General features: G+C 57.1%; 11 protein-coding genes. 3 read left to right on the top strand and 8 right to left on the bottom strand.

The features are described 5' to 3' along the window. The first annotated feature begins 70 nt into the window (after positions 1-70). Both rpsO and pnp read left to right on the top strand, forming a co-directional pair. Positions 71-340 carry a 30S ribosomal protein S15 gene (gene rpsO, locus FO268_RS04345; protein ID WP_137435803.1) on the top strand — a complete coding sequence of 90 codons (270 nt, stop codon included), beginning with the start codon at positions 71-73 and terminating at the stop codon, positions 338-340. A gap of 306 nt (positions 341-646) precedes the next feature. After that, a complete protein-coding gene (pnp, locus tag FO268_RS04340; protein WP_150990111.1) occupies positions 647-2,770 on the top strand; it encodes a polyribonucleotide nucleotidyltransferase in 2,124 nt (707 codons plus the stop codon). Positions 2,771-2,989: 219 nt separating this feature from the next. On the opposite strand, the gene FO268_RS04335 is transcribed toward pnp, so the two are convergent. From FO268_RS04335 to FO268_RS04325, 3 genes are all read right to left on the bottom strand, one after another. After that, positions 2,990-3,865, bottom strand: a complete 876-nt coding sequence (locus tag FO268_RS04335) for an alpha/beta hydrolase (protein ID WP_150990108.1) — start codon at positions 3,863-3,865, stop codon at positions 2,990-2,992. Next, positions 3,835-5,700, bottom strand: a complete 1,866-nt coding sequence (locus FO268_RS04330) for an Lnb N-terminal periplasmic domain-containing protein (RefSeq protein ID WP_150990105.1) — start codon at positions 5,698-5,700, stop codon at positions 3,835-3,837. Before FO268_RS04330 ends, FO268_RS04335 begins: the two co-directional genes overlap by 31 nt. A gap of 95 nt (positions 5,701-5,795) precedes the next feature. Then, positions 5,796-6,260 (bottom strand): DUF3015 domain-containing protein, encoded by a 465-nt coding sequence (locus FO268_RS04325; protein WP_150990102.1) that lies wholly within the window; start codon positions 6,258-6,260, stop codon positions 5,796-5,798. A 328-nt stretch (positions 6,261-6,588) separates the two neighbouring features. On the opposite strand from FO268_RS04325, the gene FO268_RS04320 reads away from it, so the two are divergent. Next, on the top strand, positions 6,589-7,029 hold the full coding sequence (locus FO268_RS04320) for a hypothetical protein (protein ID WP_150990099.1): 441 nt from the start codon (positions 6,589-6,591) through the stop codon (positions 7,027-7,029). A 101-nt stretch (positions 7,030-7,130) separates the two neighbouring features. Here the strand turns inward: FO268_RS04320 and FO268_RS04315 are convergent, their stop codons facing one another. From FO268_RS04315 to FO268_RS04295, 5 genes are all read right to left on the bottom strand, one after another. Further along, on the bottom strand, positions 7,131-7,832 hold the full coding sequence (locus FO268_RS04315) for an ABC transporter ATP-binding protein (RefSeq protein WP_150990096.1): 702 nt from the start codon (positions 7,830-7,832) through the stop codon (positions 7,131-7,133). Between the two features lie 9 nt (positions 7,833-7,841). Further along, positions 7,842-8,597: a high-affinity branched-chain amino acid ABC transporter ATP-binding protein LivG gene (gene livG, locus FO268_RS04310; RefSeq protein ID WP_150990092.1), complete on the bottom strand. Its 756-nt coding sequence runs from the start codon at positions 8,595-8,597 to the stop codon at positions 7,842-7,844. Between the two features lie 6 nt (positions 8,598-8,603). Further along, a complete protein-coding gene (locus tag FO268_RS04305) occupies positions 8,604-9,875 on the bottom strand; it encodes a high-affinity branched-chain amino acid ABC transporter permease LivM (protein ID WP_150990087.1) in 1,272 nt (423 codons plus the stop codon). Then, positions 9,875-10,798, bottom strand: a complete 924-nt coding sequence (livH, locus tag FO268_RS04300) for a high-affinity branched-chain amino acid ABC transporter permease LivH (protein WP_150990084.1) — start codon at positions 10,796-10,798, stop codon at positions 9,875-9,877. Before livH ends, FO268_RS04305 begins: the two co-directional genes overlap by 1 nt. 162 nt (positions 10,799-10,960) lie before the next feature. Next, entirely contained in the window at positions 10,961-12,073 is a 1,113-nt protein-coding gene (locus FO268_RS04295; RefSeq protein ID WP_150990081.1) for a branched-chain amino acid ABC transporter substrate-binding protein, read from the bottom strand. Between the last annotated feature and the right edge of the window lie 38 nt (positions 12,074-12,111).

The raw sequence follows: 12,111 nt of genomic DNA, 5'->3' as shown, positions 1-12,111 counted from the left end.
CTGATTAGCCGGGCTGTAGAGATGCATGGTTCGGCCGAATTCGATAGCATCGCAACAATAGAGGTGAGTTATGGCACTTTCTGCCAACGAGAAAGCACAGATCGTTAAGGATTTTCAGCAGGGTGATGGCGATACCGGTTCTCCTGAAGTGCAGGTTGCACTGTTGAGCCACAACATCAACAAGCTGCAGGATCACTTCAAGACCAACAAGCAGGATCACCATTCCCGCCGCGGTCTTATCCGGATGGTTAACCAGCGTCGTAAGCTGCTGGACTACCTGAAGCGCAAGAACGCAGACCGCTATCTGGAACTGATCCAGCGTCTGAACCTGCGTCGCTAGTATTGGCCCGGTTGTATTTAACGGCCGGCGGGGCGTTTGCCTCGCCGGTTGTGCTTCTCCCCTGCATCGTGTCTGTCAGTGAAGCCTGAAGAAACTCCCTGTCGTATTGGAAAGTTGAAATTGATAGCAGGTTGTTGAAAACCCCGGCCTCCGAAGCGCGCTCCGGCCCGGTGTTTCCAACAGCCTGTTAGCTTTCAGACGGGTTGCTCTTCAGTTCATCAGTTCAGGCCTTGATGCAGTTATAACGGATTGTCCGCAGGGGCGGATGGTCTGAGTCAAATTGAAAAGATGAATTCAGGAGTTACAGTGAATCTCACACCCGTAAAAAAATCGTTTGAACTCGGCGGCAAGACCGTCACGATTGAGACCGGTCGTATTGCACGTCAGGCTACCGGCTCCGTACTGGTTACCGTAGATGACATTTCGGTATTGGGCACCGTAGTGGCTGCCAAAGAAGCCAAGCCTGGCCAGCCATTCTTTCCGCTGACCGTCAACTACTTCGAGAAGACCTACGCCGTGGGCAAAATCCCCGGTGGCTTCTTCAAGCGTGAAGGCCGTCCGTCCGAGAAAGAAACCCTGACATCCCGCCTGATCGATCGCCCGATTCGTCCGCTGTTCCCCAAAGGGTTCATGAACGAGACCCAGGTGATCACCACGGTGATGTCATCCAGCAAGAACCAGGACCCGGATATTGCTGCCATGCTGGCTGCCTCTGCAGCGCTGGCTATCTCCGGTATCCCGTTTGACGGACCGATTGGCGCATCACGGGTGGCTTACACCAACGAGCGCGGCTATTTCCTGAACCCCACGTTCGAAGAACTGGAAACCTCCCTGCTGGACATGGTGGTTGCCGGTACTGAAGACGCAGTTCTGATGGTTGAGTCCGAAGCCAAGGGCCTGGTCGAAGATCAGATGCTGGGCGCCGTGTTGTATGGCCACCAGGAAATGCAGAGTGCCATTACCGCTATTAAGGAACTTGCCGCTGAAGTGGGCAAGCCGCGCTGGGACTGGCAGCCTGAGCCGGAGAACACAGAGCTGCTGAATGCTGTTAACGCCGAAGCAGCCGCGGCCATCGAGGAAGCCTACAGCATCCGCGACAAGATGGAGCGCTATGCACGCCTGGGCGAGATCAAGACCGCTCTGGTGGAGAAACTGGCGGGCGAAGAGGAAGGCCAGCCTTCCGCGGACGACGTCAAGAAATACTTCGGCAAAGTCGAGAAGACCATCGTTCGCAAGCAGGTCATCGACGGCAAGCCGCGTATTGACGGCCGTGACAACAAGACGGTCCGTCCGATCGAAGTGGAAGTCGGCGTACTGCCCAGCACTCACGGCTCGGCCCTGTTCACCCGTGGTGAGACCCAGGCTATCGTGACGACCACGCTGGGCACTGCCCGTGACATGCAGATCATCGATGCGCTGGAAGGTGAGCGCAAGGATCCGTTCCTGTTCCACTACAACTTCCCTCCGTACTCCGTCGGCGAAGCCGGCCGTGTTGGTACACCGGGTCGTCGTGAAGTCGGCCACGGCCGTCTCGCCAAGCGTGGTGTGGCTGCGGTTATGCCCACAATGGAAGAGTTCCCGTACACTATCCGTGCGGTTTCCGAAATCACCGAGTCCAACGGTTCCAGCTCCATGGCGTCTGTCTGTGGTTCCAGCCTGGCACTGATGGATGCGGGTGTACCCATCAAGGCCCCGGTTGCCGGTATCGCCATGGGTCTGGTCAAGGAAGGCGACCAGTTCGCGGTTCTGACCGACATCCTGGGTGACGAGGATCATCTCGGCGATATGGACTTCAAGGTAGCGGGTACCGCCGAAGGCATCACTGCTCTGCAGATGGATATCAAGATCCAGGGCATCACCGACGAGATCATGGAAATCGCCCTCGACCAGGCCAACGCAGCCCGTCTGCACATCCTGGGTGAAATGGCGAAGGTGATTTCCGCGCCGCGCAAGGAGCTTTCAAGCCGTGCGCCGAGCATTACCACCATCAAGATCAATCCCGAGAAAATCCGCGACGTCATCGGCAAGGGTGGTTCCACCATCCGTTCTATCTGTGACGAAACCGGTGCTTCCATCGATCTGGATGACGATGGCAACGTGAAGATCTACGCCGACAACCAGGATGCAGCCAATGCTGCGATGAAGCGGGTGATGGAAATCACTGCTGAAATCGAAGTGGGTGCTATCTATAGCGGTCGCGTTGAGCGCATTGTGGACTTTGGTGCCTTCGTTAACATCCTGCCTGGCAAGGATGGTCTGGTACACATTTCCCAGATTTCTGACCGTCGCATCGAGAACGTGACTGACGAGTTGAGCGAAGGTCAGGAAGTTCTGGTGAAGGTGCTGGATGTGGACAACCGTGGGCGGGTCAAGCTGTCCATGAAGGAAGTGAAGGAAGGTGAGCAGCCGACGGACCTTTCCGCGCTGTAAGCTGAACCCGGTAAAAAACCCGCCACTCTTCGGAGTCTGGCGGGTTTTTTGTTTTCAGGCCTGCAAGTTCTGTAGCCTGAGCACGCCGGGCAGGGCTATTCAAAACACGCCAACAAGTACGTCCATGTAGGCTCGGGCTCCGCCATCCATGGCTCCGCACGGTTTTGAATAGCCCTGCCCGGCGCACTCTTCAGACTTTTTGCTGGCCGCCGGATTTTTTTACTCCCCACTCGCATCCATGAATCCCAAAACCGCCGCCTGATACGCCGGAATCACAAACGTGGCCCCGTGGCCCGTATCTGTTCTTAAAAAACGTTTGGGTTCCTTCGCCGCTTCAAACAACTGCTCACCGTGATGGAACGGAATTATCCCGTCCCGTTTACTGTGAATCACCATCACTGGCACCGGGCTGATGTCGCCGATACGTTCGTGGGTTTCGTATTCATCGGTGATAGTCCAGCTCAGGGGGATCTGGAAGGGCCAGGTGAGCCAGAAATCGCCGAGTTTTTCCCGAGCGATAGAGCGGAATCCGTTGAAGGTGCCGTCGAGGATGACGCCGTCCAAGGGTGGCTGTTCGTTCCGGGTTACCCATTCACTGGCGAGTGCGGTTCCCAGTGCGCCGCCAAGGCTCTGGCCCAGCAGGAACAGGGGTTGGTTCTCGACGTCCGGTTGATCGATCAGCCATCGCAGGCCGGCTTCTGCGTCGTGCAGGGTGCCCTCTATGTCCGGTGCGCCGGTTGAGCGGCCGTATCCCCGGTAGTCGATCAGGAAGACGTTGTAGCGTCTCTCAGGCAGCCAGGCGACGTTCATGATGTGGCTGCTGATGTTCTGGGCATTGCCGTGGAGGAAGTAGACGGTACCTTTGGGGTCATTTTTTGCCGGTAGCCACCAGCCGTGGAGGGTTTCACCGTTCGGGGTGTCCAGGAAAACGTCTTCGTATTCCAGGTTCAGGCGGTCCGGGGTGACGTAGGTGACGTCGTCGGGGTAGAAAAACACGCTGCTGCAGCCGGTCTGAAGTATCAGGGCGAGGGCGGCGATGATGCCGGCCAGTGTTCTCAGGGCGCTTAAAAGTACGCGTGGAGTCCGAGTTGCCATGTGCTGCGGTACCTGTCGTAGTGGTCTTCACGGCTGAATTTTCCGAACAGGCTGAAGTCCCGCCCGAAGTGCCAGTTGCCCTCAAGGTAGGCCTGGTCCTGGCGATGCTGGCTGCTGACGATCCAGGCCTTTGTTTTCACGCCCCCGAGAAGGCTGAACTGGTTGTTCTGGTGGAGTATGCCAAGGTCGGCGCCGGGGGCGGCATCGTAGCCGCGGCGCAAGTCGTCGTCGATTTCCAGGTCGGCTGTGGCAATGGCGAAGGCCTGTGTGTCGGTGGCCAGTTGCCAGCTGCCTCCTGCGCCACCTTCCAGGTAGGGGGCAAAGACACGATTGGTCCCGGTATCTGTACGGCGGCCGCCGAAGCCCACCTGCCAGGAAAGCGGCGAGAAGAACTGGTTGCGGGGTGAGAGGGAGCGGATCTCAACGCCGGTCAGCTGCTCAATCTGTAATTCGTCATTGTCGGTATACAGGCGCGCGTCAAGGCGCAGGAACTGAAGCTGGGCGCCGGTACGGTAACCGGCGGGTGGGTCTAGTATGTCATGGTAGGCCGGGCGCAGTGTCAGTTCAGTGAAGTTGCGGTCGCCCATTCGGCCTCCGCTGAGGCTGCCGCGGAAGGTGTCGTGCCCCTGGTCGTCCCGGATGGCAGGTTCGGGGGCGCCGTCCTGAGCGGCTACACCACGGATCTGGCTGCGTTCCCGCAACAGGTCGTGGGAGAGTGGGGCAGCATGTTCCCGGGGCCAGCCGTCTGCCTCGCTCTGGTAACGGACATAGTCATAGGTGGTGTCCAGCACCCGGGCCCGTTGCTCATCACTTAATGCCTGCACTTCCGGGGCATCCGCGTTCACGTAGCCGTTGGCGATGGCGGCGGCCAGTATCTGGTGGTCGTCGGGCAGCGAATCAATGCGATGGCTGACACTGGTGGCCGCTGAGGGGCGGTAATAAACATCTTCCACCAGTCCCCGGTCCACCACCCAACGCACGGTATCGGAAGGTATGGCGTGAGTGCTGACCTCATCCAGCAGGTCGGTGCCGGGGCGGGCTACGTCGATCAGGGCCAGCAACCGGTAGGCGCAGTTCTCGTCAAAGAAGTAATAGTCGAAATTCCGGTCACGGATCTCCCAGGTATGGGCCAACATCATGTCCACTTCCGGCTGGGTCAGGTTGAGCTGGTATTCCCACAGGTCCCGATGCTCGATGTCCGAGTAAAGCCGAATCTTCTCGTAGTAGGGCTGGATGGAGGTGATGCCCGGGTAGCCGCCGAAGATACCCTTGTAGGCGAAGAGGAGCTCGCTGTCATGGGCGGCAGCATCGGCTGCGTAGGAAATGGTGTTGGCCAGGATAAGGTTGGTTTCCTCGTCTTCCTGCGGTGGGTCGAGACGAAGGAAGGTGTGGCCGAACATCGACGACGGGCTATTCAGGTACGAGGCTGCAAACACCAGTGTCACGGTTTCAGTATTGAGCTCTTCGACCCACTCGTCGTAACCGGGACAGTCTGCCGGTTGCTGTGACAGATCCAGTTGTTCCCGCAGCCAACGATCTCTGGCCGGGAATCGGCAGCGGGCGTGGTCGTCTCCACCTCCGGGGCGGGTGATGGCCGCCAGTGTGGCGTCAAGCTCTGCCTTCGGGGAGTTTTTACCGTTCTCAGCAAGAAAAAAATCGTTATCGTCTGCCTGGCTGGAATAGTCGTCACCGAAACGGTCGGGCTGGTAATGAACCAGTGTCAGCCAGGCGGGGTGTTCATGGAGGTTCCCAGTGTCGGGAAGCGGTGCGGCGAGTACATTGAAACCTGATGCCAGCCAGAGGAGGGCCAGCGCAAACCGAAGCGAAGTGCGCATGAATGGTCAGTCAATTCCGGGTTAAACGTCGGGTGGATGGTCTGCAAACCGGTGCGCCGTCCCTGGCGCGCAAAATCCTTTCTCGAACTGAAGGATCAGGCAGCTACATACTTGCTTAGAGTTTCATCCTTTTCCAGCAGGGCTACGATCGCATCAACCGCCTCGCCAGACGTAGTGTCAGACGACGGGAAGATGGTTGCAAAGTTGTCCTGAAGGGCATTACGGAAGGCGTCTCGATCAGTTTCGTCAACACCCAGCAGCACTGCAAGGGTATCCAGGTTTTCACCCGAGCCGCGAGACATGTCACGAGCTACCTTATCAATGTTGCTCTCCATGTACATGGCCATGGATTGAACAGACTGATTGGTCTGACAACCGAGGGTGCCGGTGGTCATACCAAAGGTCTGGTTACCGAAAGTACCGTTGGTGGTTGCTGCCAGAACGTGGGGCGCAATGCCAGACTGGCCTTTCCAGATCATGGCACCAACGCCACAGCCGGGCTGGGCGAAAGCGAGGGTAGACGCACCCATAAGCAGTGCACCTGCGATCAGTTTTTTCATTATCCACTCCTTGTTTGGTTTTAGCTGTCGTCGCAAACGCGCCACCTCCGCCTGAGGGGTCCCCGGAAGGCGACACGCTAACGGCCCTGACTGATTTCCCGTGGAGACAGGTCGACCGTTGAATCTGAGTATAGTTCATATATCAGGAAGGCAAATTACAAACTCGCTGAGTGATTGATTTGGCCCACAAAGTCAAAGTGTGATCACGTGTTCATATTTCTATATGGTCTAAAAAATAAACAAAAATAACATTCTTGTTATATCTGGGCGGTTTGGGTATAGTGCGCGCGGCCATGAAGGCCGATACACAACACATGGAGATAACGTTTTGAAAAAAGTTCTTGTCGCATCATCCCTGATTTTCGCTGGCGCACTGACTGGCTGTAGCTCACTGAACACCAGTGCTCCCTCCCTGCCCCTGTCAGGTGCCGTGTCTACCGACGTCAAGGCCGACATCGAAGTAGGCGAGAAAATCACCGGTCAATCCTCTGCCACCAAGGTTCTGTTCTTTACCCTGGGTGCCGAGAGCGAATACGCCGATGGCGTTGCCTATTCAGCCGGTGGCAACGGTGGAAGCGCGCTGCCATTTGCACTGCCTGACCCGGTTGAGTCCGTAAAGGCCGCTGCTGCCTACAATGCGATTCAGGAATCTGGTGCGGACGTCATTGTCGCTCCGCGCTATACCGTCCAGAAGGACGACTATGTGGTATTCGGAACCATCAACGTGACCGTTGAAGGTTACAAGGGCACCATCAAGAGCGTTCAGTAAGTGTTTGGCTGATGCCAGGTGGTACAAAAAAGCCGGAACATGCTCCCATGTTCCGGCTTTTTGCGTCCAGAGGCCCGATTGATGATCAGGCCTTGTTCTGTTTAGCCACCAAGGTAGGCATTCTGAACATCCGGGTTGGCCAACAGGTTCTTCCCTGTATCGTGCAAGCGGATGCGTCCGGTTTCCAAAACATAACCCCGATCTGCCAGATTCAGGGCCTGGTGAGCATTCTGCTCTACCAGGAAGACGGTAATGCCTTCTTCCCTCAACTTACCGATGATCTCGAAGATCTGTTTGATCACCAGCGGTGCCAGCCCCAGGGAGGGCTCGTCCAGGATGATCATGTTCGGTTTGCTCATCAGTGCCCGTCCGATGGCCAGCATCTGCTGCTCACCACCAGACATGGTACCGGCACGTTGGTGCTCGCGCTCTTTCAGGCGTGGAAACAGCTCGTAGACGTGTTCCTGGCTTTTGCGGATTTCCGACTTGGTATTGAAAAAACCGCCCATGTGGAGGTTTTCTTCCACGGTCAGGCCGGAAAAGACACGCCTGCCTTCGGGCACAATGGCAATGCCTGAACGCATGATATTCGACGTCAGGTCCCGGGTGATCTCGCGGCCCTGGAAAAGCACGCGGCCGGAGGTTGCCTGCGGGTTACCGCAGACAGTCATCAAGAGCGTGGTTTTGCCGGCGCCATTGGCGCCGATCAGGGACACAATTTCGCCTTTCTTTACTTCTACAGAGACGCCATGGAGCGCCTCAATCTTGCCGTAATGGGTATGGACATCTTCTAGTACAAGCATGGTTATTCCTCAGGCCTCACCCAGATAGGCTTTGATAACATCGTCATTCCGGCGAATCTCATCCGGCGTACCACTGGCCAGGGGGCGGCCCTGGTTGATCACGTTGATACGGTCGGAGATATCCATCACCAGGCTCATGTCATGCTCAATCAACACCACGGAAACGTTGTAGTCTTCCTTCAGGCTGATGATCAATTGGTTGAGGTCCTTGGTTTCGGCCGGGTTGAGGCCGGCAGCCGGCTCGTCCAGCATCAGCAGCTTGGGCTCGGTGACCATGCAGCGGGCAATTTCCAGCCGTCGCTGCTGGCCATAGGCGAGGTTGCCAGCGTCCCGGTTGGCCATATCCATCAGGCCCACCCGGTCCAGCCAGTAGGCCGCCCGGTCGAGAGATTTCTGCTCCTTCTCACGGTAGTTCGGTGTCTTGAGAATACCTGAGAGCAGGTTGGTGTTGAGATGGCGATGCTGGGCCACCAGGAGGTTCTCCACCACCGTCATGCGGCTGAAAAGCCGAACATGCTGGAAGGTTCTGACCAGGCCAAGACGGGAAATCTTGTAATCCGGTTTGCCCTGGATGTCGCGACCCTCGAACAGGATCTTGCCACCTGATGGCTTGTAGAACCCGCTCATGCAGTTAAAGACGGTGGTTTTACCGGCCCCGTTGGGGCCGATAATCGCCACAATTTCATGTTCCTGTACGTCCAGCGACACCTGATCCACCGCCAGGAGGCCGCCGAAGCGCATTGACAGATTCTGTACTTCAAGCATTACCCGTCACTCCTGCCGTTTCAGTTCGATGTGGATGCGTCGCATGGGCATCAGGCCCTGGGGGCGCCAGACCATCATCAACACCATGGCGGCACCGAATATGAGCATCCGGTACTCGGAGAACTCCCGCGCCAGTTCCGGCAGGATGGTCACCGCGATTGCGGCGAGGATGACTCCCATCTGGGACCCCATGCCACCGAGGACCACAATCGCCAGAATAATGGCGGACTCCAGGAACACGAACGACTCAGGGCTGATAAAACCCTGCTTGGAGGCAAACACGGTGCCTGCAAAGCCGGCAAAGAAGGCGCCAATCGTAAATGCCGACAACTTTACGGCGGTGCGGCTCAGGCCCAGGGACTTGGCGGCAATTTCATCTTCCCGCAGTGCTTCCCAGGCGCGGCCCACCGGCATGCGCATCAGGCGCCGGATGGCGATAGCCGTGATCACGGCCAGCACCAGGGCGATCAAGTAGAGAAAGATCACCTTGTGCTCACCGCTATAGGCAATGCCGAAGGTCTCATGAAACGACGTGTTGCCTTCTTCCTTTACCCGGCGGCCGAATTCCATGCCGAACAGCGTCGGGTCAGGAATGCCCCCAATGCCGTTGGGGCCACCGGTCAGGCTGGTCATATTGTTCAGCAGGATACGGATGATCTCACCGAAGCCCAGTGTCACGATCGCCAGGTAGTCGCCCCGCAATCGCAGTACCGGAAAGCCAAGTACCAAGCCGAACAGGGCGGCAAGCCCGGCACCGATGGGCAGTGCGAACCAGAAGGAAATGCCGTAGTACTGGGACAGCAGGGCGAAGGTGTACGCACCGACAGCGTAGAAAGCCACATAGCCCAGATCCAGCAGGCCCGCCAGCCCCACTACCACGTTCAGGCCCAGGGCCAGCATGATATAGATCAGTACCAGCGTTGCCAGGTCAACTGCGCCACGGGACGCAATAAAGGGCCAGATAAGTGCCCCTATGATCATCAGCGTAAGCAGGATGGATTCCAGTTTCAGGCGCTTGCTTTGCTCCATGGGTTCGCGGTTCGCCAACGGGTTGATTGCCGGTAGCTGGCGCAGCGAGCCCATAACGGAGTCGCGGAAATACTGGAACAGAAACACAATAATCACGGCCGCCAGTACGCCAATGCTGGTGGTGGTATTAACACCCTCCAGGACGACTGTTGTGCCTCTGCTCGTCAGGTCAAAACCGAGAATCGGATAGGAGATGATCAAAGTGATGAAAGCGCAGAAAAGCGCATGTTTCAGGTTATGAGCAGCCATCAGATCTTTTCAACCTCCGGTTTGCCAAGCAGGCCGGTGGGTTTGAACAGCAGGATCAGAATCAGCAGCCCGAAGGACACCACGTCCTTGTACTCACCACTGAGATAACCGGAGGTCATGCTCTCGGCAACGCCCAGAATGAGTCCTCCGAGCATAGCCCCGGGGATACTTCCGATGCCTCCAAGCACGGCGGCCGTAAAGGCCTTGAGCCCGGCAATAAATCCGAACAGCGGGTCAATGGAGCCGTAATACATCCCCAACAACAGGCCCGCAACCGCAGCCAGCGCGGCACCGATCACAAACGTTGCCGAGATTATGCGGTTGGTGTCGATGCCCAGCAGGTTGGCCATCCCCAGGTCCTGGGAAACGGCGCGGCAGGCGCGACCGATACGCGACCGGGATATGAACAGGGAAAGAATCGTCATGCACACCAGAGTGGTAATGAATATGGTGATCTGCATGTAGGAAATGGAGGTCTGGAATGAATCCGTGGCGCCAAACTGAAAGCCGCCCTCAATCAGCGCAGGGAAGCCCACGTTACGGGAGCCCTGTGCAAGGTGAACATAGTTCTGCAGAAAGATGGACATGCCGATCGCCGAGATCAACGGAATCAGACGGTGCTTTCCGCGCACGGGCCGGTAGGCCACTCGTTCCACAGCCCAGCCCATGGAACTGGACACCAACATCGCGCAGATGAGGGCCACGATCAGGACCAGTGGCAGCCACGCTATCCCCAGGGCAGCGAGGCCGGTAATGGCGATCAGCGCTGTATAGGCGCCAATCATGTAAATCTCACCATGGGCAAAGTTGATCATGCCGATGATGCCGTAAACCATCGTGTAACCGATGGCGATCAGGGCGTAGGTGCTCCCGATCGTCAGCCCGTTAATGAGCTGCTGAATAAAATAAAGGAGATCTTGCATCTGTGTGGGACTCCGATAGCCTGCTCCCTACACTGCATTCAGGCATGGCCCCGGTGTGCCGGGCGCTCTGACTACAGGATCAACAGGAGCCTAGAAAAACACCTTCTCCCGGATCGCGGTGAGAAGGTGTTCTCATGATTACCGTTTGTTAACGATTTCGGCTCAGTTTACCGGAGTTTTGCTGCCATCTGAATGCCATTCGTAGACAACAAACTCAAACGATTCCATATCGCCCTTGCTGTCGTACTCGACGGTACCGATCGGTGTCTGGAAGGTGCCATCGCGCAGGGCTTCTGCAACATCAAACGGATCCGTGGAGTCTGCAGCTTCAATACCTTCGGCGATCAGCTGGACAGCAGCGTAGGAAGTGAGCACGAACGGTCCGGAGGGATCTTCGCCTTTTTCCTCAAATGCCTTGACCAGTTCCTGGTTTTCCTCTTTCTCGTCAAAGCTCGGTGGCAGGGTTACCAGCAGGCCTTCAGCTGCTTCACCGGCAATGGTGTTGATGTCTTTGTTACCAACGCCTTCCGGGCCCATGAACGTGGCGTCCAGGTCGGCCTGCTTGGCCTGGCGCAGGATCAGGCCCAGTTCCGGGTGATAACCGCCGTAGTACACATAGTCCACATCGGCCTGACGGAGCTTGGTCACCAGGGAGGAGAAGTCTTTGTCGCCGGCAGTAATGCCTTCAAACATTGCTACTTCAACGCCGCCCTCTTCAAGGGTGTCACGTACCGCTGTGGCGATGCCTTCACCGTACTGCTGCTTGTCGTGAACAACAGCGACGCGTTCCGGGCTCTGACTGATCAGGTAATTGGCAGCAACCGGCCCCTGCATGCTATCGAGACCGATAGTGCGGAACACCAGCTCATAACCACGCTCGGTAATGTCCGGGCTGGTGGAGGCTGGCGTTACCATCAGGATGCCTTCGTCCTCATAGATATCGGAAGCCGGCTGGGTTGAACTGGAGCAGAGATGCCCGACCACGAAGCGCACGCCTTCGTTGACCATGTTGTTGGCAACGGTTACGGCCTGCTTTGGGTCACATACATCGTCGTATTCAACGCCGACGAGTTTTTCTCCCTTAACACCACCGTCGGCGTTAATCTGTTCGATCGCCATGCGGGCGCCGGAGAATTGCATATCACCGTACTGGGCAACGGGGCCGGTCATCGGGCCGGCAATGCCGATCTTGATTTCAGCGGCAGCGTGGCCAGCGCCCATGACGGCGACGGAAGTTGCAATAGCAGTTACGAGTTTTTTGACTGGTGTGCTCATTGGGTCTGTCCTGTTTCAGGGTTATTCTTATGTTCTCA

The sequence above is a fragment of the Marinobacter denitrificans genome, assembly GCF_008795955.1.
GTDB classification, from domain to species: domain Bacteria; phylum Pseudomonadota; class Gammaproteobacteria; order Pseudomonadales; family Oleiphilaceae; genus Marinobacter; species Marinobacter denitrificans.
The sequence above is the reverse complement of the archived record's forward strand: the minus strand, read 5'-3'. Positions and strand labels throughout refer to the sequence as shown.